Source organism: Pseudoalteromonas sp. A22, assembly GCF_018141345.1.
Classification (GTDB): Bacteria; Pseudomonadota; Gammaproteobacteria; order Enterobacterales; family Alteromonadaceae; genus Pseudoalteromonas; species Pseudoalteromonas maricaloris.
In genome coordinates this window covers 562328-584901 of the sequence record NZ_CP047238.1, presented here as the reverse complement: position 1 = coordinate 584901, position 22574 = coordinate 562328, and the positions used below count along the sequence as shown (strand labels likewise).

Sequence of the window (22574 nt, the reverse complement as noted above, 5' to 3'; positions counted from 1 at the left end):
TGATTAAGCCGATTGGTATACACCGGTTGACGGGCAATCCACAAAGGATTGCCCTCGAATTACCGAGGATCCTATGATGTTGCAGATCACGCTATTTAACGCCCGCCCGCGCTGGCTAAAAGACGCCCAAGGTATCGGCTTTGTGCTATTTGCCGCGACTAGTGCGTTTATGACTTACTTTTGTATGTACGCCTTTCGTAAGCCATTTTCGGTCAATACCTATGAAGCCTTTGATGACCCAAGCTGGGTTGTTAGCTTTAAAATTGCCTTGATCCTTTCGCAAGTGTTTGGCTACCTATGCGCGAAATTTATCGGCGTTAAAGTGATTGCTGAAATGCAGCATCATTATCGCGGTCGTGCGATTTTGGCCATGATTTTAGCCGCCGAGCTCGCACTGGTGCTATTTGCCATTACTCCTACGGGCTGGAATCTGGTTTGGCTGTTTGCCAATGGCCTATCCCTTGGCATGATCTGGGGGCTGGTTTTTAGCTTTTTAGAAGGTCGCAAAACCACCGAAATCTTAGGCGCGGTACTCAGCGTGACTTTTATTCTTGCCTCTGGATTAGTCAGAACTGTGGGCAAATGGCTGGTGAGCGAACTCAATGTGCCTGAACTGTGGATGCCAGCGGCAACCGGAGCGATTTTTCTGCCGCTGCTTGTACTCAGCGTTGCTTGTCTTAATAGCATTCCTGAACCTACACAAGAGGATGAACAATTACGACAAAAGCGCGCGCCAATGGATGGCAAAGCCCGGCTGGCGTTTTTTAAACAGTATTGGTTTGGAATAACCGTACTGGTGCTTAGCTTTTTACTCTTTACCGGCTTTCGTGACTTTAGAGATAACTTTTCAGCCGAGATCTGGCAGGCCTTAGGGTATGGGCAAGAACCCGCGATTTTTGCTTATGCCGGGATCCGCATCGCCTTTATCGTGCTCATTGCCCTTGCCGCTTTGGTGTTAATTAAAAATAACCGCATCGCATTTTTTGCCAACCATGGCTTTGTCTTACTCGGGGCTTCACTGCTGGCTGGCAGCACCTATTTATACCAAACCCAAAGTCTCGATCCTAAAACTTGGATGGTACTGCTCGGGGCTGGTCTTTATATCAGTTATATCCCCTATAACTGCTTTATGTTTGACCGCATGATCTCAGCAGTTGGCTCGACTGCGAACGCAGGGTTTTTGATTTATCTGGCGGATTCGGCGGGCTACATCGGTTCAGTGGGCATTTTGCTCTATAAAACTTTTGCCACACCTGAGCTCAGCTGGCTGCACTTCTTTACCATGGCTTGCTATTGGGTAGCGTTTATCGCAAGCGCCCTCGTAGTGAGTTCAATTATTTATTTTGCCGTGAAATTAAAGCGACCACGTAAGGCGTCAACGCAAGTACGCGCCACGGCACTTTCATCACATATTTCCTAGCTAGGAGTCATAACAACATGAAACACATTGAAGCGTTAATTTTGGATTGGGCTGGTACTGTGGTCGACTATGGTTCGATTGCCCCTACCAGTATTTTTGTTGAAGCATTTAAGCAAGCATATCAATTTGATATTTCCTTAGCTGAAGCGCGCGGTCCGATGGGAATGGGTAAATGGGATCACATTAATACCTTGCTACAAATGGACAGCGTCCGCACCCGCTGGATAACGCAATTTGGTCAGGCACCGAGTACGGCAGATGTTGACCATATTTATCAAACCTTTATGCCGCTCCAACAAGCAAAAGTCGCCGACCGAGCTGCCCCCATTCCGGGCGTGCTTGCGGTGATCAAACGTTTGCAACAACAAGGCGTTAAGATTGGCAGTTGTTCTGGGTATCCCAAACCTGTGATGGACGTACTAGTGCCTGCCGCTGCCGACTATGGTTATCAGCCAGATTGTGTGGTTGCCAGTGATGAATGTGCAGCTGGCTCTCGCCCAGGCCCCTGGATGGCGTTAGAAAACGTACAACGACTTGGGATTAATCGCGTGTCTGGGTGCGTAAAAGTCGATGACTCCGCGCCGGGAATAAGCGAGGGATTAAATGCCGGCATGTGGACCGTAGGACTTGCTTTAACGGGTAATGCGGTGGGGCTTAGCGAAGAAGAATGGACGGCGCTCGGTCACGAAGAGCAAAGTGCACATTCCCTTAATGCTTATCAGCAGCTTGGCGAGGCTGGTGCGCACTATGTGATTGATTCACTGGCTGATATCGAAATGGTTTTGGTGGATATTTCTGCTCGTATCGCCCGTGGAGAGCGCCCGTAATGCGTTTTCAGCCTTTTTGGTTTGATGAAGCAATCACTCAAGCCGATATTGAAGCCGCAGCAAGCGCGCCACCTCATGGCGCGTTGGATACCCAAGTTTGTATCATAGGTGGCGGCTTTACTGGCCTTTGGACAGCCATAACGCTGAAAAAGCAAAAACCTGAGCTAAATATCGCCATTATTGAAAAAGACCTCTGTGGACAAGGTGCTTCGGGTCGAAATGGCGGTGCCATGCTGACATGGTCGACTAAGTTTGCCAGTTTAATTAAAGAGTTTGGCTTAGAACAAGCCTGCTTTTTAGTGCGCCAGTCGGAGCAGGCCGTTCATGACATTAAGGCCTTTACCAGTAAACACGGGATTGAATGTGATTGCCGCGTTGATGGTACTTACTACACGGCTTCTAATCACAGCCAGCGTAATGCCTTTGGCCCCATTACCACCCTACTCGAGCAACACCAGCTTAATGCGTGGCAAATTCTGGATAAAGCGCAGTTGCAAGCAACCGGCTCTAATGCCAACCTTGCTGGAATTTACTCCCCCCATGCCGGTAGTGTTCAACCCGCCAAGCTTGTACGTGGACTGATGAAGGTGGCAAAAGTCCTTGGGGTCAAGGTATTTGAACACACCCGCTACCTAAAGCACCTAGGCCAAGACACACTAACCATTACCACAGACAAAGGCGAGATCAGAGCCAATCAGCTGGTATTTGCCGTTAACGCTTGGCTGCCAAGCTTATTGCCGCAGTTTTCTCGCAGCGTGGTGTTGGTTTCGAGCGATATGGCGATCACCACACCAGCACCTGAAAAGCTTGCGGCAATGAGACTGGACCACGGCGCTCCGGTGATTGATGCACGTATTTTTGTGAATTACTACCGCACCACTTCAAGCGGTCGATTAATGCTTGGCAAAGGCGGAAATTATTTTAGTTTCAATAACCAAGTGAGAGACACCTTTCACCGCGCCAGCCGTTATCAAGCCATTCTTGAACGCTCATTGAGCCATTTCTTTGCCTCTCACCAGCTCGAGATAGACAGAACTTGGACCGGCCCCTCAGACCGAAGTGTCTCTGGCATGCCTTTCTTTGGTCACTTAAATGGTCAAGCTAATGTGTTTTATGGCAGTGGTTACTCGGGTAACGGCGTGGTGCAATCCTATTTAGGTGGACAAATCTTAGCAAGTCTTCTGCTTAATCAACATAACGACTGGCGTCACTGCGCTTTAGTCAACCAAACGCTTAAACAGTTTCCCGTCGAGCCATTTCGCACCGCGGGGGCCTTAATGGTGAGAAATGCCATTCGCCGTAAAGAAAGCGCTGAGGATAACAACACGCCGCCGCATAAACTCGATGTTTGGCTAAGCAAGCTTAGTGGCAGCGCAGCAAAATTAGATCCGAACGTGAAGCAGGAGTATATAAAGTGAATGCCATCGCACAAATAAAACAGCTATTCGAGCAATATGGTCACGCCACCTATGACGAGGCATGTAGCCAAATTTACCATGCCGAGCAATGCGCTACCCTCGCGAAAGAAAATGGTTATGATCAAGCGACCCAAATCGCTGCATTTTTACATGATATTGGCCATTTTGTTGCTCAGTCTCAGCATAACCCTGACTTTACCCCGCAGGGATATAGCAATCATGGCGATTTAGGGGCGGATCATTTAACCCAGCTTGGCTTTGACCGCGCGGTGACAATACTGGTGCGCAAACACGTAGATGCGAAACGCTATCTGGTGAGTATGGATGAGGAGTATTACCAAACGCTCTCTCCTGCCAGCCAATTAACGCTAACAAGACAAGGCGGAAAGATGAGCCCCGAAGAGCTTGCGGCATTCTCCAAGCTGCCTGAATTGGACGCTATTATCGCGCTGCGTCGTTTTGATGATTTAGGGAAAGATCCGAGTTTAGCCGTTTTGCCGAGTAGCTATTGGTTTAGCCAAATAGAAGCCTATTTAGCGAGTTAGGCCAATCTGAGTTTACAAGTCTCAAATTATAAATATTTATCCTGTCATAAAACGATAGTAAGCTTGTCACAAAAGGTTTTATCGACTCAATTATGCTGCTTTATCAACGTATTCGAAACCATATCCAAGCGCTGCTAGCCGCTGGCAGCATGACGCCCGGTGCCAAATTGCCTTCAGAGCGTGCGCTGCAAGAAACATTTAGCTCAACACGGATCACCGTCCGTGAAGCCCTAGCACGACTAGAAGCCGAAGGGCTTATCTTTAGCCAAAAGCGTCGCGGCTGGTTTGTCACGCCAGAAAAACTCAAATGGCATCCAGCTAAAAAAGTGAACTTTAACCACCTTGCCATTGAACAAGGCTTTACACCAACAACTCAAGTAGTGGCAATTAATGCCCCTTCCACAGAGCCTGAGTTTAGCCACTCTCATTTTAACGGCCAGCCGGTGTATGAATTAACCCGAGTACGCGCGTTAGATAGTCGCGCAATGATGATGGAGCAGATCTATTGTGCAGCCGAACGTTTTGCCGACTTGCACAACCAACCGCTGGATGGTTCTATCACGGAAGTGATGTCAACTCACTACCAAGTTGATGTCAGCTTTGAACAATGTGTAATAAGCGTTACCGTACTACCCGATGATGTTGCCGACAAATTAGAAAAGAACAACGGCGCACCTTGTTTAAAGGTACTGCGCGCCCGCTATGACGCCGAGCAAGCATTGGTGGATTACAATATTGAATATTGGCTCCATGACGCCATAGAAATGATTGTTGAAGGCGTATAACCCTTATACCCGTAGGTCGTGCTTTAGCACGACAACCTTTCCTATAACTGCGGTTGTCCTATTTTAGAAATAGCGCTAAGTTTAAATTTGGTACTCCCACATTTGACAACTGCAAGGAACATCAAGATGGCTAATTTTAATGAGCGACTTAAAGGACTAGATCTGAACCGGATAACACATAGACTCAAAACCGCAACAGGTATGACAGAAGCTGATTGTTTACAAGCGGAAGTACTGTACAGACAATTTCTTGTGTTAAAGTCAAAATATCCAAATACGCCAATCACACCGCCGCAACTGGCCGATGAGGTATGGCATGAGCATATCACCGATACACTCGCGTATCACAATGACTGTGAAAACCTCTTTGGCGCATTTTTGCACCATATCCCAGACGAAGATAATCAAGAAACATGGCAAAAGGCTGTGCATTTATATCAGTTAGAGTTTGGTGTTGATGTAAGTGGCTTACAGGCTGCTGCGTGCAGATAATCAGCTAAGTCCGCTACTGTGGGCTTTTTCTTTTCACTATCCGACTATTCATAAATCCAATACTTCTGGTTTTTGATACTAGTGTTACATATGAAGTGATAGAAATGGCAATAAGCCTTGTCAGCAATGAAGTGACATACACAATACCGGTTCCACAAAAGTTAACGGCTTCATTGAATAATTTGTATAAGTCAGTACCTGCACTCGGAGAAAAAACTACATGATACAAGTGCTACTGGATATTACGCCCATTCTCGTTAATATAGTTTCTTTCCGGGCTTTTGCTAGGTCACTGGCTTAAACTTGGAATTGTTAGACGTGCAGAGTTCAACTCCTCTGTACAACCTATAAGGTGCTTATTATTAGATAATCGTTTCGTTAAAAGAGAATTAATAGCCGAGTTAGAATCTAAAATAGGTCGTCGAGCTAGAAAAATAGTATCTGTCTATAACAAAGATTATTACCTCAGCCAACAGCTACCAACAATACAGTGTGAGGAAGATAAGTTTGGAGACCCTGTAGAGCCTATAGGGCAAAGCAATCTTGATAAAAATAAACAGACTCAGCAACGAGCGAAAGAAAAACTGCTGAAAGCTTGCGAACTAAAGCGCTAGAAGTAGACACCTTTCAGTTCGGAGCTGTCAAATTTAGCAATGTTTAATTGGAATAGCGCCAGTGAGAGAGAACGAATCATTTAATATCAATGATATATTGGCTTTAGTCGAAAAGGATACGGAACAATATCAAGAGCTCAGCATTGCTTTAGCTAGTGTCAAAAGGCATATGGATCATTGCTGGTATCATTATCAGGAGTTTAATAATGCTACCAAAATGCACAGAGAAGCAATGTTTGGCATATTACCCAAGAGGGTTGATATTCAACACCCCGAATATTATAGGTGTGCATTTGAAGCGAACTGCTTTGCATTTTTTAGGGCATTGCATGCTTTAATAGATAGTTTACCTCTAATCATATATCTATTGAGTAAAGATCTTGATTTTAAGGAGAAAGTAGAATGGAGAAAAGCTAAAGCATATTTAAAAGATTCTATATCAAAAGATTTAACGGAAAAGTTAGATGCTCTTAAGCAAAGTGATATATTCAATGAGTTAAAAGACTTGGTTAACATCACAAAACATCGCAGGCTACCAAGGATAGACAGTTGTATATTAACAAACGAACCTGTCAAATTTTTAGCTCAAGACTTAGGTGGTATGTTGAGTGAAAACTCGATTAAACCTTTCATGGAAAGAGCTAATAAAGTAATCATTGAGGAGTTTCTCATAGGTTTTATTCGCGAACTTGGTTGCCGTTTAAAGCAAGTAAATGATGCAGACAGTTAAAATTTAAAACCATTATGGAATAATGCGAATGAAAAAATATATTGTAGATATTGCTTGGCTTTCTACCATCCCTATAAACTACCTACTTATGTTGTTTGAAAAGTTTGAGTACGTAGTAGTTGTTCAAGGCTTGTTGATAGTTACCTGTGTACATACTTTTTTTAAAGTAAAAAAACAAGGTGGTGTTTTATACTATCTTTCTGTGGCTATGGTGACGACTATAATGTGGTTTGCCTGTATTTACCACTCTCTAGGAATCAACTATCAAGGAGAAGTATACAAATGGACATTTTTAGACTGTATTTACTTTAGTACTGTAACATGGACAACTCTTGGGTTTGGTGACTTTACACCCACTGCTGATAGTCGTTTTTATGCAGCGATAGAGGCAGTTTTTGGGTATTTGTATTCCGGAATTTTGATATCTATTTTTCTTCATTGGATTACATATTCAAATAGCACTACCAAAAGCTAATGTGTGCTCTTAATATATTGGAATACGTACCATTGCTTACGCGGTGTTTATTACATACACCAGAGACTTCCCAGCTTCTGTTAGCACAGCGATGATCTGTGATTTGGTATAACGTGACTTTTCTTAGTTTGCCTCCAGCTTTAATGAGTGCAGAATCATTTTATGGGAAGGTGACAGCTCAGATTAGGCCATCGTTAACACAATTGAAGATTCGCTATTCATTTATTTAGCTAAAGGGGTGTAACCCCCTTTTTACCCATCGCCGCGTAAAGCGTCTCCTACCCTAACGGTTTACCAGTATTTTGCTTTAGTAATAGCCATCGCCGCGTAAAGCGGCTCCTACTCTGATGGTTTACCAGTATTTTGCTTGTGCGATAGCTTTAAGTAGCCCGCTAATATCTGAGGCATACACTTCGCCAATATTACCGATCCTAAAGCAATCTGCGTTTGATACTTTGCCGGGGTAAATCACATATCCTTTTTGCTTCAATGCTTCATAAAAGCGCTTAAACTCATAGCTTTCGTCACTTGGTGAATAAAAAGAAGTGATAATAGGTGAGTGCATGACTTCTGGTAACAAGGCTTCAAAACCAAGGGCTTTCATACCGCTAACGAGTTGTTTTTGATTTTCGCTGTAACGCTTAAATCGCGCAGAAACGCCTCCCTCTTGCGCCAATTCTTCCAGTGCCTTGGCAAAAGCTCTGACAACATGCGTTGGCGAGGTAAAACGCCATTTACCGTGATGGTTTTCCATGGTTTTCCACTGGGCGTGAAGATCCAGCGAGAGTGAACGTGCTTGTCCTTCAGAGGCAACCAGCAGCGCCGTTTTTGCAATCACAAAGCCAAAACCTGGAACACCTTGAATACACTTATTTGCTGAGCTAATGAGGATATCAATTTGCCACTCATGCATATCCATCTCAATGCCGCCAAAACTGCTCATGGCATCAAGGATCATTACTTTATTGTGATGTTTCGTAAGCTCCGCTACGCGCTTAGCCGGGTTCAGCATCCCCGTTGTGGTTTCGCAGTGTACCATTGCTACGTGGGTGATCTCAGGGTGTTGCTCAAGCGCTTGTGAGATCTGCTCCAGTTGTGGCAATTCGGTTTCAACAAAGTTGAGCGCTATTACATTAATATTTAGATAATTGGCTATCTCAATGATACGCGCACCATAAGCACCATTATTGATAACCAGTAAAGTGCCAGACTTAGGAATAAAAGTTCCAATAGCCGCCTCTACACTTGCTGTACCACTGCCCTGCATTAAGGTTGCACTGTAGTCACTGCGATACTGCGGATCTGCAACTGCAATTTCACAAAGCTGCTTGCGAATAACTTGCACTACACCTTGGTTATATTCGTCATCCCAAGTGCACCAGTCTTTCAACATGGCTTCTTTCACGGTGTGAGAGGTACTAAGTGGGCCTGGTGTCAGGAGTAAATAATCGTTGTTCATAACTTGCCTCTAAACTGGTCTATACCAGATCATTTAACCGAGTTTAGGTGACAACGGCATGACATTTTTATGAAACTAAGATTGATGTAGTAATGATGTTCAATGAAAGCTCGCCTTTACCCTAAATGGCAAAGGCGAAGAGAAGCAACAGAGGCTCTGGTTGTTATCCTGAGTTTAGGTTATTTAACCTGAATTCAGGATAAGAAGTTAGTTAATATTTATACCCATTTGGATTATTGCTTTGCCAGCGCCATGTATCTTGCATCATGGCATCCAGACCACGCTCTGCATGCCAGCCTAATTCAGATTTGGCTTTTTCAGGCGCAGCGTAACAAGCGGCAATGTCGCCATCGCGACGCGGTTTAATGTCATACGGTATAGCTTTGCCCGCTGCCTTCTCAAACGCGGTAACCATCTCAAGTACCGAGTAGCCATTGCCAGTACCTAAGTTATAGATATGTGTGCCTGCTGCTACTGCGATTTTCTCAAGTGCTTTTAAATGGCCAATAGCAAGGTCAACCACGTGAATGTAATCTCTCACGCCCGTACCATCTTTAGTGTCATAGTCGTCGCCAAAGACGCCTAGACTCGCCAGTTTACCAACAGCAACCTGTGAGATATAAGGCAGTAAGTTATTGGGAATACCATTTGGGTCTTCACCAATTAGCCCCGACTCGTGTGCGCCAACCGGATTAAAGTAACGCAAAATAGCAAAGGCCCAACGCGGGTCTGATTTAGCGACATCCTGAAGTACCATTTCAACCATCAGCTTTGACGTACCATAAGGATTGGTTGTGCCACCAACTGGGAAATCTTCACGAATAGGAAGGCTGGCAGGATCTCCATATACCGTCGCTGACGAGCTAAAAACTAGCTTAAATACATTGGCGTCACGCATTGCATCAAGGAGCGTCAACGTACCTTGGACGTTGTTTTGATAATACTCGATTGGCTTTTGAACCGACTCTCCTACGGCTTTTAAACCTGCAAAGTGGATCACTTCTTCAATATCATATTGCGCAAATACACTATCAAGAAATGCCTTATCAAGAATATCACCTTGATGAAATGCAGCTTCCTTTCCTACTATCTCAGCAACTCTATGTAATGAAGTCTGCTGAGAATTGCTTAGATTATCTACGACCACTACCTTTTTGCCTTGCTGTAGCAGCTCTAATACAGTGTGAGAGCCAATATAGCCTGCACCACCTGTTACGAGAATCGTCATATCTATTCCTATGGTTGTTGTCTATGCATTGCATTTAACATGCAATTTAATGTATCGCTATCAATCTTCGCTGTGGCATACAAATGCCAGCTTGTTATCAAAAAAGCTCAAGCGAGAGATCGAAGTCTGACAGTAACTTCTTAAGTTTCTTAATAAGTGGACTTTTTTAGGCGCATTTAAATCCCGGTAATAAATTTTATTATCTAGTGCATATGCCACTTTGTTATCATCCAACCAAGTATAATCTTGCACTTGACTGGGAAGAGCAAAAAATCGCTGAATATGATCGCTCTCTCTGTGGTAGGTTGCGAACCACATCAAGCCATTGACTTGATAAGTAAAAGCAAACACGTCACGCGCACGGTTGTAAGACAAAGTTCGACCAATATCTTCGGCAAGAATTTGTGGTAAATGACCGTTAATATCTGTGTACTGTAAGGTATGCGGAGCACTTTCAGTCGCACCTAAAATAAACATAATCAGATCTTGGTTGCTCCCCCAAGCATGATATCCAACAGGTTCAATATGCTCAAAAACACGACTTGGTTTTGTAGCCTTATCAAACGGATAAAACCACAGTTTTTGCTTACCGGATCCCTCAACCACAATCGTCGTTAACCCTTCCCCATTGGGATGCAGTGTGGGTGAATATTCGGAGACAGGGGATTGCGTGAGGTTGGTTGTGTTTTGGCTTTGAAAGTCGTAAAAAAACAGGTCCGTTTGGCTATTGCCATCAGCGCTTACTTCCGCGGTATAGTAAACCCCAGAATCAGTCACTAGTGGTTGATTAAAATATGCGGTGTTTTCGGTAATTGGTTTAGCACTGAAATGTTCACCTAGTTCAGCTAGCCAAATTTGGCTCTTGGGCATGGCTGAATAAGCCGGTAAACAGGACGCGAAAGCGAATAGACAAACGGCGAGCTTCACACGCATTGAAATGGACATGGACGTTCCTTTGATTTTTCATTGTAGTTATATCACCCCGCTATGATACCCAACACTTGCCCTCAAGCAAAGCTTGCCAAAAACTTTGCTTCGCGTAACATCGAATTAACGGATGATGAAAGCTAAGGCAGATTTATGTCAGACAAACACCCTATTATCGCCATTACTGGTAGTTCAGGCGCAGGCACTACAACAACGACAAGCGCGATAAAACACATATTCCGCAGTCTTAATACCAAAGCTGCCTATGTCGAAGGCGATAGCTTTCATCGCTATACTCGCCCTGAAATGGATAAATTGCGTCGCGAAGCGCTGCAAGAAGGTAAGCACATTAGCTACTTTGGTGAAGAAGCTAATGACTTCGGCGCATTAGAAAGTCTGTTCAAAAGCTATGGCGAAACCGGCAATGGCAAAGTCCGTCGCTACCTTCACACGTTTGACGATGCCGTACCATTTAATCAGCTACCGGGCACTTTTACTCCTTATCAAGAACTGGAACAAAACACCGATATGCTGTTTTATGAGGGGCTGCACGGTGGTGTCGTGACCCCCGAATATGATGTGGCCAGCAACGTTGATTTATTGATTGGCATGGTGCCTATCATCAACCTTGAATGGATCCAAAAGCTCATTCGCGATACCAATGAGCGCGGCCACTCCAAAGAAGCGGTCATGACGTCAATTGTGCGCTCAATGGATGACTACATTAATCACATTACCCCGCAGTTTTCTCGCACGCATATTAACTTTCAACGTGTGCCCACCGTGGATACTTCTAACCCATTTAGTGCTAAAGACATACCATCATTAGACGAAAGCTTTGTAGTTATCCGCTTTCGTGGCATCGAAGATGTTAATTTCCCTTACTACTTACAAATGATCGAAGGCAGCTTTATGTCTCGTGTAAACACGTTAGTTGTACCGGGCGGGAAAATGGGGCTGGCAATGGAGTTAGTACTGACTCCACTTATCAAAGAATTATTAGTAAAGAAACGCGCCCTTGAGAATATGGCTCCAGTCGATTTACCGATTTAACACGCCTTATGTTTTGATTAGGAATAATAGCTTCCTTGCATCGCTCCATATCACACTTTACACTGACGCCTTTTAAAGCATCACGAGTAGTTGTTATATGGACGTGCTTACCATTTTAGTGGGGTCTAAAAACCCAGTAAAAATCAATGCTGCAAAAACCATCTTTGCGCAGTACTTTCCCAATGCAAAAATTGACTGTCAGGGTATCTCAGCGCCGAGTCTCGTTGCGGATCAGCCTTTAGGTGAACAAGCCACCCGCGAAGGCGCAGAGAATCGTGTTACTTACTTACAGCAACATCATCAAGCCGATTTTTATTGTGCCATGGAAGGAGGCGCTGCCAAATTTGAATACGGTGCAGCTACTTTCGCTTATGTCGTCATTGCGGATAACCGTCGAACGAGTGTCGGTCGTAGTTGTAATTTGCCGCTACCGGCATCGGTCTACGCGCGTCTTGAACAAGGTGAAGAGCTAGGGCATGTAATGGATGACCTGTTCAATACCACTAATATCAAGCAACAAGGCGGTGCTATCGGTTTGCTAACCAACCATCTTGCCACCAGAGAGAGTAGCTACACGCAAGCCTTATTGCTCGCAATGGCGCCCTTTAATCACCCAGAGATGTATTTATAATGCCGAACTACACACATATTTTATTTGATGCTGATGAAACCTTATTTAGCTTTAATGCCAAACTTGGATTACAAACGCTGTTTACTCAATATGACGTTGTGTTCACTGACGAGGACTTCGAAGAATATAATGGCTTAAATGCGCCACTTTGGGTGCAGTATCAAAATGGTGAGATTGACGCAAAAACACTTCAGGTAACGCGCTTTAGTCGCTGGGCTGAAAAACTCGATATCGCGCCAGAAACACTCAACGCGGGATTCTTGGCAGCGATGGCTGAAATTTGCCAACCGTTACCGGGAGCTAAAGCCTTGCTCGACAGCCTGAAAGGCCAATGTACTTTGGCTATTATTACCAACGGATTTGCCGCGCTTCAGCAAAAAAGATTGGAACATACAGGCCTTGTGGATCGTTTTTCTGAAGTGGTGATCTCTGAGTTGGTAGGTAAAGCCAAGCCAGACCCGAGTATTTTTGCGCATACGTTAGCGCTGTTGGGGAATCCCGACAAATCCAAAGTATTAATGGTTGGCGACACACCAGCGAGTGACATTTTAGGCGCAAACCGCTTTGGGATTGACAGCTGTTGGTTAAAGCATGATGGCAAAGTCTGCCCCGACCATATCAAGCCAACCTATACCGTAGAGTCTCTTAAAGAGTTGCAAGCGATTTTAATGGGGTAATACCCTGTACAATTGTGTGGGAGTAAACTGACCTTGCGGGTTTTAAAAGCTCGCCGAATAAATCGGCTCCTACCAAAGATAGACCTGAGTGGAAGCAAATTTACCTTGCGGATCATTAAAAGCTCGCCGAGCAAATCAGCTCCTACCAAAGGTAGACCTGAGTAGGAGCAAGTTTACCTTGCGAGCTCTTTACGTTGATAAAGCTGCTGAAGATGCGCCGCAAAAGCCGGCGCTTATCAAGTGATTAAAGTGCTGAGCGCTGTCTTAACACTTCAAATAAACAAACACCAGTCGCAACCGATACATTTAAGCTAGACACGCTACCTACCATCGGGATCTTAACCAGTTCATCGCAATGCTCTCGAGTTAAACGGCGCATGCCATCGCCTTCGGCGCCCATCACAATGGCCATAGGCCCAGTCAGGTTTGCATCAAAAACAGCTGTATCGGTTTCACCTGCCGTACCCACAACCCACACACCGGCTTCTTTAATATCACGCAACGTGCGAGCAAGATTGGTTACTTGGATAAGCGGAACTGTTTCTGCAGCACCACACGCTACTTTTCTTGCAGTGCCGTTTAGCTTTGCAGACTTATCTTTTGGTACAATAACACCATGTACACCTGCTGCATCAGCACTACGTAGACATGCACCTAAGTTATGAGGATCCGTTACCCCATCAAGTACCAAGAAAAATGGTGTGGTTTCTCTTTGAATGATCTCATCAAGATCTTTTTCATTGTATGCGCGCGCCGCTTTAACATTGGCAATAATGCCCTGATGTTGCTCACCATTCGCTTTGTTATCAAGCGCTTTGCGCTGCATAAACTGCACTGAAATACCAAACTTACGGGCATCGTTTACGACTTGATTTAAACGCTGATCTTCACGTCCCTTTAGTGCATAAATTTCTAAAAAGCGCTCCGGCGCGTTATTCAAAATGGCTTCGATTGAATGAAAGCCAAAAATTAATTCGTTACTCACGTTAAAGCTCCCGCTTTATAATCTATTGCGCTTTTTTGCTACGATTTCTTTCGTTTTTACCTGGGCGTTTTGCTTTGCCCTTTGCCGCTTTGGCTTTTTTACTCGTCGATTTTTTCTTCGACTTCAGCGTGCCTGCCTTTTTCGCCTGTTTGAGCTCACCCTTAGGGGTCGTTCTTTTACGCTTTTTGGCTTTGTCATCGCCTTTATTATCTTTATCGCGACCAGACGCTTCACCGTCACGGCGCTTAGCTCCCGGGATTTTACCCGTTTTTAGCTGCTCACGAACACTACTTGCTGTGCTTTTTGGAGATTTTCGACGCCTTGCATACCTGTCTTGCTGACCTTCTTCAGCTAAAGCTAAGTTGATGCGGCGATCATCCAAGCTAACTGAAGCAACCACAACGGTAAGTTTATCGCCGAGTCTAAACACCGTGCGACTATGCTCGCCAATCAAACATTGCTTTGCACCATCAAAGTGGAAGTACTCATGCCCTAAATTGCTAACATGGATCATCCCGTCGATCTGCAGGTCGTCTAACCTCACAAATAATCCAAAGTTGGTGACCGATGAGATCACACCAGTAAACTCGTCGCCAACATGATCTTGCATAAATTCACATTTAAGCCAATCAGCAACTTCACGAGTGGCGTCATCAGCGCGGCGCTCTGTCATCGAGCACTGCTCACCCAGTTGCTTCACTTCATCTTCATTGTAGATGTAAGCGCCACTTACTGGCTGTTGTTGCTGCTGTAAAATACCTTTGATTGCGCGGTGCACCACCAGATCCGGATAACGGCGAATAGGTGAGGTAAAGTGTGCATAGGCTTTTAATGCCAAACCAAAGTGGCCAATATTTTCTGGCTGATATACTGCTTGCTTCATTGAGCGCAGTAACATAGTTTGGATCAATTCTTTTTCAGGGCGATCTCCCAATGACTCAAGCGCTTGGGTCAACTCCTCTGGTGACGGATCGTTAGGTAATTGGCTTTCAATACCCAAGTCTTGCAAGAATTGCCTAAATTGGCTCAATCTTTCAGGGTCTGGCTCATCATGAACACGGTACAAGCTATGGGCTTCGTGTTTTTCCAACAGCTTTGCTGCTGACACATTAGCCAAGATCATGCACTCTTCAATCAGCTTGTGGGCGTCGTTACGAACCACAGGCACGATAGAGTCAATCTTCCGATGAGCATTAAACACAAAGCGCGTTTCTAGGGTTTCAAACTCAATCGCGCCACGCTCCTGCCTTGCAGCCTTCAGCGCCATATACATGTTATGGAGCTCAGTTAGATGAGGCACAAGAGGCTGATAATCCGCTCTGAGCTTTTCGTCACCTTGTAAAATCGCATGGACTTTGGTGTAAGTAAGACGAGCATGAGAGTTCATCACGGCTTCGTAAAAACGGTAGCCAGACAAACGACCCGCTTCGGACACGGTCATTTCCGCAACCATACACAAGCGGTCTACCTTTGGATTTAATGAACATAAGCCGTTGGAGAGTACCTTAGGTAGCATTGGCACAACTTGCTCAGGAAAATACACTGAGTTACCACGCTCAATCGCTTCTTTGTCAAGCGCAGTGCCTTTACCTACATAATGAGATACATCCGCAATAGCAACCCATAAACGCCAACCTCCTGACTTTTTACGCTCGCAATATACGGCGTCATCAAAGTCACGTGCGTCTTCACCGTCAATGGTCACTAACGGTAAATCGCGCAGGTCAACTCGGCCTTGTTTGGCTGACTCTTCAACAAACTCACCAAGATTTGCAACTTGTGCTTCTACTTCACTTGGCCACTCATGAGGAATGTCATGATTACGAAGTGCCACCTCAATTTCCATACCCGGTGCCATATGATCGCCGAGCACCTCAAGTACTTTACCCATTGCATTCATTTGTTTGCTAGGGCTTTGAGTGATCTCTACCTGCACCATTTGATTATGGCGAGCACCATTTTCTTGGCCAGGTACGATGATGATATCTTGAGTAATGCGCGGGTCTTCTGGCACCACGACTGCCATGCCAAACTCAACAAAATAACGACCGACGACTGGTGCACGCTCTTTTTCAAGTACCCGCACAATGCGCGCTTCCACCTTACCACCTGAGCCTCGGCTGCCAGCCTTCGCTAACACCCAATCGCCATGCAGCACGCGCTCCATTTGATACTTAGTGATAAACCAATCTTTGGGTTCGCCTTCGACTTCTAAAAAGCCAAAGCCGTCACGGTGTCCAACAACGCGGCCTTTAACTAGACCATCATCACTTGGAATGGTGTAACACTTAAATTTATTGAAGTGCAGTTGACCGTCTCGCTCCATTGCGCGCAAGCGGCGTTTAAGCGCAATTTGACGTTCTTCGTCTTGCACTTTTAAATCGTTACACAATTGAGAGAAAGAAGGTGGTTTGGCCGCGCTTTTAATGTGTTCTAAGATAAATTCGCGACTAGGTACTGGATTGTCGTATTTTTGCTGTTCTCTATCGAGATAGGGATCCTGTTTTGGCATTACTGTCTTGTTAAATAAGCTATGCTGTTATTTTAACCCAAAATAGCCTAATGACCTAGGCCAAGATCGATGAATCTTTTTATGCAGATAGATTAACCACTGAATTTGATACCGACTCCAGTGTTGCAATTTGGGCATGAAGTTCTAATAAACGCTCAACTGAGCGTCTAGCAACCATAGCAAGACCGTCCCAATCAACTTGCTCTTCCGAGTAACTTAGCTGCGCAGTTGCTGCTTGAACAAGCTCGGCAAAATTCACCATGCCAAGCTCCAGTGCTTCGTTTTCAATGTAGGCAAGTTTATCAACGGCTAAGTCAGTTACATTCAACTCTGTGAGCCCTTTAATTTGCGCAATTTCGTACTCAAATCGATCGGCTAAATACATCAATTTCGTCGCCAGCACACCTGAACTTTCACGGTTTGCGAGATCCATAAATTTTGATTGATCAATCAGAGTCTTGCATTCCAAGCGAGACGTTGTTTTTACAGTCGCACATTCCAGTGCCGCATATAAACGGCTTGGCATGATAGGCTTAGTTAAACAGTCCTGCATGCCAGCTCGGAGGCATCGCCTTTTCAATTCAGGATCGCCATCACCCGTTAACGCTATCACCTTAACGCTGGAGGTGAAGCCAATTTCGTTGAAGCCCTCTTTAAACCACTCAAGACCATTACCATCTGGCAGTCGCATGTCCAACAAAATAATATCGAAATTGTGTTCTAATAACGCGACCTCAGCTTCTGCAAGGCACTTAGCAATAGAAAACTCACTCACCATATCGTTTAAATAGGTGCTGATCACATCAATATTCATGGCGTTATCTTCAACAACAAGCACATTGAGTGCTAGCTGCTCTGTATTAAACTCCGTGCTCTGTAACGGTGAATCACTACACTGGCAATCTAACTCAAAGCTAAACACAGTGCCATTGCCAAGCTTGCTGTCGACGTTAAGCTCAGAGTCTAGCCCTTGCAGCAGTTGCTTGCATAACGCCAATCCAAACCCCGCACTTTGCGAGATGGATTGCTCGGTATTTAATGTGACAAAGGGCTCGAAGATCTTTTCCATTTGTACTTCAGTCAGTCCTTTGCCCGTATCTTTAATTGCAAAACGGATAGTTTGCTTATCCTCAGCGCGACTTGTGCCTTCAAGGATCAACGTAATAATGCCTTTATCTGTGTACTTAATCGCGTTCGAGAGCAGATTTCTAAGTACCAGGGACAATGTATCTTGCTCGACAACATGAACGTCCTGTGGATACAGGCCTTTAACCTCGACCCTCAAGCTCAACCCTTTAGCCAATGCCAGCGGCTGTAAGAGGCGAACTAACTCTTGCGAAAGACTATAAAGCGAGACAGGCACGCGATTTTGCGCCGCATATTCCCCTTTCGCTTGCAATAATACTTGATTGGCTAAGTCTGACATCGACATCGCGGCGTGGACGATAACATCGCATAATTGAGCATGGCGATTGGGCTCACGCGGCACTTTTTTAAGTGATTCTGCATGACCAACAATGGCGTTTAGTGGTGTTCTCAGTTCATGACTTAATAACGTTAAAAACTGTCCTTTTACTTGCGCTGAGTGCTCAGCAGCAGTTTTTAACAGGCAGAGTTCTTTTTCACGACGGCTGCTACATAACAGGCATAAAGAAAAACACAACAGCAGCGGCATCGTGCTCACAGAGACAGCAAAAAACTGATTAACCCAATTTGCCGAGACAAGGCTATCTGTCACCGAGTAGCCACCAAGCATGACCAACCTAAAAGTAAACACGGCTAGTAAGCTCAAGCACGACAGGCCAAACGCCCAATGTGCTGCACTAAACTCCTTCGATAATAACTTTTGTCCTTTATTCAAAGCCCGTAGGCAATAAATCATCGCCATCGCCCAGACTAAGTAGTTGATCCCGACGCGAGCGATAAAATTAAAATCCACGTACAAAAAGTAAGTAAAACTGGGAATACCCAATGCGGCTAATACATACCAAGGCATATAGTTACTTTTCACACTAAAAAACGCATCAACACCACGAGCCAGATAAAAAAGCCCAAATGCGATAGTGAGATTGGGAATAAAAATTGAGAACGTAATAGGAAGTGTATAGGCAGCTAACAAGCCACATCCAATTGCGGTAAGCGCAATGAAAATAAGCCAATCTCGAGTGCCTGGTAGGCCTTTATTAATAAACCAGTTTACGGCCATAAAAACTGTACAGACCACAGTCGTTATTGCGGTAACTTGAATAAGTAATTTAGGATCCATTATTGCACTCAAAATTAATACATTATTATTACTTAGCGAATAGTGCAGTATATTACCGCACAGCATTATTTTGAAGTATTAACTGGATATATGCTATTACACCGAGTTACAGCCATCCTTTTTGCTTAGCAATTCTTGCTGCATCTACCCGGTTTGTCGCATGTAATTTTGCGATAGCGTCGGATAAATAATTTCTCACTGTTCCCTCACTCAAAAATAGCTGTCCTGCGATTTCAGCGGTTTTTAATCCTTCACTAGCTAAACGTAACGCTTTGCGTTCCTTATCGGTAAGTGGATCAGCATCTTCCAAAGCGTACAACGCAAGCTCTGGGTCAATAACCTTATACCCGTTCATGACCTTTTTCAGCGTTGATAGCAAGTACTCACTTGGGGCTTCTTTTAATACAAAACCATTTACCCCTAAAGTGATCGCGCGACGAATATAACCCGCCTTAGAAAAGGTCGTCATGATAACCACTTTTGTGTCTGGCATTTTTTGTTGTAAGTGCTGAGCAAGCTCAAGTCCAGTGACTTGTGGCATTTCAATATCCGTTAGCACGATATCAGGCGTTAACTTTGCTAACTTTTCCTTTGCAACTTGACCATTTTCAGCCTCGCCAACCACTTCTATCTCTCTATCTAAGCTCAATAATGCCGCGATAGCCCCTCTTACTAATGCTTGATCTTCAACAATAAAAACTTTGATCATCCTACTTCCCCTAATACTGCCTTAAAGTATCCGCCCTGTTCGGTGTGATAAAATAGTTGGCCACCACATTCTTTCAATCGAGTACGGATCCCCATTAAACCATTTCCTTCTTTTATGGACTTTATAGAACCATTATCTTTAATTTCTACAAAGACATTTTTGTCAGTTTGCCGCAGTGTGAAACAAACCTTATCTGCATCGCTGTGACGAATAATGTTGGTGCATATTTCTTTAGCAAAAAAGCACAAACAGGCTTCGCTTACTTTATCTAAAGTGACCGCCTGCAATTCTAGCGTTACGGCAATGCCCTTATCTTTTAGCCTCGATGCCAAAATGTGCAGCTGAGCATCAAGCGCTAGCTGATGGTAGCCGGTGACGGCTTGGCGCACTTCGCTTAATGCTTCTCTCGCTAAGTCTGCAACCTGCTGCGCTTCTGATTGCGCTTGCTCTAATGCATTTGCAGCAGCAAATTTACTCGCCAACTCCGCTTTTAATGCTATCGAGCTGAGTGAATGGCCGAGTAAATCATGTAGGTCGCGCGCAATACGCTCTCGTTCAGCCACTGCGCCTAATCGCTTAATCTCCTCTTCACTTTGCCTCTGCAACTCTTTGTGTACTCGCTCTCGGTGTGACATCCAACCAAAAATAAAGAGTCCACATGCCACACACAGTGCAGGCATCAAGAAATAAACCGTTTGCTGGGTCGCGATAAATTTAGCCGTTAGCAATACCAACGCTATGATGACCAGCATCGCAATGATTTTATAGCGAGGCAGAAAATTAAAACCGCAGAAAAAAGCAATAAAGCCAAATAACGAACTCGTCCCGGTCGTCACCCAACTACCTGCAACACAAAGCCCTGCCATCAGCACTAAATTCATCACCAACGCATTGCCCGTTTTTGCAATACTCTGCCAATAGAGCACGACAAAACTAAGGTACACAACAACTTGCAACGCAATATTAACTGCACTCAATTGCGCCCAGTTAAATATCAATGGGAAAAAATAAAAGGTTGAAAATATAAGGGGTCCGGCATTCCAAAATGAGCGCCGTTTCTCAACTAGGGTAAATTCTGTGGTAATGGACACAAGCTTCTCTGATTCACTCTTTTTATTATTATTTACGTTTAAGCGCAGAATGTTGAGTGACAAGTGTCAACAATCTTGTCATCTCAAAGCGATTAAATGATAGACTGCTAAAAAACAGTTCTAATATTCAATATGCGCCCACAACAGTCCGCTTTACTCTCGCTTCATAGTGCCGTTTTATTATTTGGTGGAACAGCATTATTTTCAAAATTAATTTCACTCTCAGCACTGGATATCACCGTTTACCGTACCGCCGTTGCTTTCGTTGTGCTATTACTGTTACTCAAAATACAACGGCAGCCGATAAAATTAATACACAAAAAAGATTATCTAACAGCTTTAGTTCTTGGTGTCATCGTGGGACTTCATTGGGTGACTTACTTTGCAGGCATGCAAATGGCGGGAATTGCAGTTGGGATCATTGCCTTTTTCACTTACCCCGTGATCACCGTTTTTTTAGAGCCTCTTTTCACTCGCAGCCGTGTACAGCTAAAAGATTTTATCAGTGCGAGCGCGGTGTTATTTGGTATCTATCTGTTAGTACCAGAAGCGAATCTTGGCAACCAAGTTACCTTGGGGATTATTACGGGCGTATTCTCGGGCGCACTCTTTGCGCTCCGCAACTTGCTCCAAAAGCGCTTCTTTTCTCACTATAGCGGCCCACACACAATGCTTTATCAAACGCTTCTTGCATGTCTCATGCTGTTAGCATTTGTGGAAGTGCCAATTCAGCAAGTTTCCACAGAAAACATTTGGTTAATCTTGCTTGCAGGTGCAATATTTACGGCAATTCCACACGCCTTATTTGCCTCTAGCCTACGTTATTTATCTGCCACCACTGCAGGGTTAATTTCTTGTTTACAACCATTGTATGGAACGCTATTAGCTTATATTCTGTTACACGAGACGTTGACACTTACAACATTACTTGGCGGGTTGTTGGTAGTTAGTGCAGCCTGTTTTGAAACTTGGTCTATTACAAGGAAAAAAGCATGATTCAAGTCTTAGCGCACCGTGGAGCCAGTGGCAGCTATCCAGAAAATACACTTGCTGCAATAGAAGCGGCTCTCCATATTGGCGTTGATGGTATTGAGTTGGATGTGCAAAGTTGCGCGGATGATTACGCCATTATCCACGACACTTGGCTAGACAGAACCACTAACGGCGTGGGTAGAGTTAATGAACAAACTCAAGCCTACCTTGCCACGCTTGATGCCGGTAAAGGGCAATCAATACCCACCTTGCAGCAAGTGTTCGCCACCATAGGCAAACAGACAGATATCAATTTAGAACTAAAGCATACCTTTGGCCTAGATAAATTCGTTACCTATATTGAAGAACATATCCAGCAAGGCGTGATCACCAGAGAGCAGCTACTCATCTCCTCTTTTGACCATCATCAACTATTGTGGCTAAAGCAGAAATTACCTTGGGTAAGAATTGGCGCGTTAACCGCTTCTATTCCAATTCATTATGCGCAATTTGCCGAATCGCTCCATGCCTATAGCATTCATATGGACAAAAACTTTATTAATCATGAATATGTGTTGGACGCAAAATCTCGCGGATTAAAGGTATTTGCTTATACGGTCGATAAACAACAAGACATAGATATGATGCTAGATTTCGGGGTGGATGGTATTTTCACCAACTTTCCATGCCAAACCAAAATGTATTTACAGGGCATTGGCGCCTACGCCACCCCAATTGAGTAACTGCTTGATCGCTTT

The 22574-nt window shown here is 44.4% G+C and carries 21 protein-coding genes; 13 read left to right on the top strand and 8 right to left on the bottom strand.

From position 1 onward, the window contains the following. Positions 1 to 73: 73 nt before the first annotated feature. The 8 genes from GSF04_RS07440 (at position 74) to GSF04_RS23500 (ending at position 7306) form a co-directional block, all read left to right on the top strand. Positions 74 to 1420 (top strand): DUF5690 family protein, encoded by a 1347-nt coding sequence (locus GSF04_RS07440; RefSeq protein WP_249122452.1) that lies wholly within the window; start codon positions 74 to 76, stop codon positions 1418 to 1420. 17 nt (positions 1421 to 1437) lie between these two features. Further along, a complete protein-coding gene (gene phnX / locus GSF04_RS07435) occupies positions 1438 to 2247 on the top strand; it encodes a phosphonoacetaldehyde hydrolase (RefSeq protein WP_211859159.1) in 810 nt (269 codons plus the stop codon). Further along, entirely contained in the window at positions 2247 to 3665 is a 1419-nt protein-coding gene (locus GSF04_RS07430; RefSeq protein WP_211859158.1) for an FAD-dependent oxidoreductase, read from the top strand. Before phnX ends, GSF04_RS07430 begins: the two co-directional genes overlap by 1 nt. Next, on the top strand, positions 3662 to 4210 hold the full coding sequence (locus tag GSF04_RS07425) for an HD domain-containing protein (RefSeq protein ID WP_211859157.1): 549 nt from the start codon (positions 3662 to 3664) through the stop codon (positions 4208 to 4210). Before GSF04_RS07430 ends, GSF04_RS07425 begins: the two co-directional genes overlap by 4 nt. 92 nt (positions 4211 to 4302) lie before the next feature. Then, positions 4303 to 4995: a UTRA domain-containing protein gene (locus GSF04_RS07420; protein ID WP_211859156.1), complete on the top strand. Its 693-nt coding sequence runs from the start codon at positions 4303 to 4305 to the stop codon at positions 4993 to 4995. A gap of 126 nt (positions 4996 to 5121) precedes the next feature. Next, complete coding sequence (locus tag GSF04_RS07415) at positions 5122 to 5487, top strand: hypothetical protein (RefSeq protein ID WP_211859155.1); 366 nt, start codon at positions 5122 to 5124, stop codon at positions 5485 to 5487. Positions 5488 to 6162: 675 nt separating this feature from the next. Then, a complete protein-coding gene (locus GSF04_RS07410) occupies positions 6163 to 6831 on the top strand; it encodes a hypothetical protein (RefSeq protein ID WP_211859154.1) in 669 nt (222 codons plus the stop codon). 22 nt (positions 6832 to 6853) lie between these two features. Continuing rightward, a complete protein-coding gene (locus GSF04_RS23500; RefSeq protein WP_211859153.1) occupies positions 6854 to 7306 on the top strand; it encodes a potassium channel family protein in 453 nt (150 codons plus the stop codon). Between the two features lie 352 nt (positions 7307 to 7658). Here GSF04_RS23500 and phnW read toward each other — a convergent pair whose 3' ends face one another. The 3 genes from phnW to GSF04_RS07390 form a co-directional block, all read right to left on the bottom strand. Next, positions 7659 to 8765: a 2-aminoethylphosphonate--pyruvate transaminase gene (phnW, locus tag GSF04_RS07400; RefSeq protein ID WP_211859152.1), complete on the bottom strand. Its 1107-nt coding sequence runs from the start codon at positions 8763 to 8765 to the stop codon at positions 7659 to 7661. Between the two features lie 211 nt (positions 8766 to 8976). Next, positions 8977 to 9993: a UDP-glucose 4-epimerase GalE gene (gene galE, locus GSF04_RS07395; protein ID WP_045987947.1), complete on the bottom strand. Its 1017-nt coding sequence runs from the start codon at positions 9991 to 9993 to the stop codon at positions 8977 to 8979. A 60-nt stretch (positions 9994 to 10053) separates the two neighbouring features. Beyond that, positions 10054 to 10938 carry a hypothetical protein gene (locus tag GSF04_RS07390; protein WP_211859151.1) on the bottom strand — a complete coding sequence of 295 codons (885 nt, stop codon included), beginning with the start codon at positions 10936 to 10938 and terminating at the stop codon, positions 10054 to 10056. A gap of 135 nt (positions 10939 to 11073) precedes the next feature. Here GSF04_RS07390 and GSF04_RS07385 point away from each other — a divergent pair, with 135 nt between their 5' ends. The 3 genes from GSF04_RS07385 to yjjG all read left to right on the top strand — a co-directional run bounded on the left by GSF04_RS07385 (position 11074) and on the right by yjjG (position 13281). After that, positions 11074 to 11973 (top strand): phosphoribulokinase, encoded by a 900-nt coding sequence (locus GSF04_RS07385; protein ID WP_010368692.1) that lies wholly within the window; start codon positions 11074 to 11076, stop codon positions 11971 to 11973. Positions 11974 to 12070: 97 nt separating this feature from the next. Further along, the gene (yjjX, locus tag GSF04_RS07380) at positions 12071 to 12604 is read left to right on the top strand and encodes an inosine/xanthosine triphosphatase (RefSeq protein ID WP_010605825.1); all 534 of its coding nucleotides are present in this window, start codon (positions 12071 to 12073) and stop codon (positions 12602 to 12604) included. Then, complete coding sequence (yjjG, locus tag GSF04_RS07375; RefSeq protein WP_211859150.1) at positions 12604 to 13281, top strand: pyrimidine 5'-nucleotidase; 678 nt, start codon at positions 12604 to 12606, stop codon at positions 13279 to 13281. Before yjjX ends, yjjG begins: the two co-directional genes overlap by 1 nt. Positions 13282 to 13525: 244 nt before the next feature. Here yjjG and rlmB read toward each other — a convergent pair whose 3' ends face one another. From rlmB to GSF04_RS07350, 5 genes are all read right to left on the bottom strand, one after another. Then, positions 13526 to 14266, bottom strand: a complete 741-nt coding sequence (rlmB, locus tag GSF04_RS07370; RefSeq protein WP_010368698.1) for a 23S rRNA (guanosine(2251)-2'-O)-methyltransferase RlmB — start codon at positions 14264 to 14266, stop codon at positions 13526 to 13528. A 22-nt stretch (positions 14267 to 14288) separates the two neighbouring features. Continuing rightward, positions 14289 to 16778, bottom strand: a complete 2490-nt coding sequence (gene rnr, locus GSF04_RS07365) for a ribonuclease R (RefSeq protein WP_193522313.1) — start codon at positions 16776 to 16778, stop codon at positions 14289 to 14291. A 79-nt stretch (positions 16779 to 16857) separates the two neighbouring features. Then, complete coding sequence (locus GSF04_RS07360; RefSeq protein ID WP_211859149.1) at positions 16858 to 19044, bottom strand: ATP-binding protein; 2187 nt, start codon at positions 19042 to 19044, stop codon at positions 16858 to 16860. 106 nt (positions 19045 to 19150) lie between these two features. Next, positions 19151 to 19753: a response regulator transcription factor gene (locus GSF04_RS07355; RefSeq protein WP_010605828.1), complete on the bottom strand. Its 603-nt coding sequence runs from the start codon at positions 19751 to 19753 to the stop codon at positions 19151 to 19153. Then, a complete protein-coding gene (locus GSF04_RS07350; RefSeq protein ID WP_249122451.1) occupies positions 19750 to 20844 on the bottom strand; it encodes a sensor histidine kinase in 1095 nt (364 codons plus the stop codon). The genes GSF04_RS07355 and GSF04_RS07350 overlap by 4 nt, the downstream gene beginning before the upstream one ends. Before the next feature lie 132 nt (positions 20845 to 20976). Here GSF04_RS07350 and GSF04_RS07345 point away from each other — a divergent pair, with 132 nt between their 5' ends. Continuing rightward, positions 20977 to 21840, top strand: a complete 864-nt coding sequence (locus GSF04_RS07345; RefSeq protein ID WP_211859147.1) for a DMT family transporter — start codon at positions 20977 to 20979, stop codon at positions 21838 to 21840. Further along, positions 21837 to 22559, top strand: a complete 723-nt coding sequence (locus tag GSF04_RS07340) for a glycerophosphodiester phosphodiesterase family protein (protein WP_017217196.1) — start codon at positions 21837 to 21839, stop codon at positions 22557 to 22559. Before GSF04_RS07345 ends, GSF04_RS07340 begins: the two co-directional genes overlap by 4 nt. The last annotated feature ends 15 nt before the right edge of the window (positions 22560 to 22574 follow it).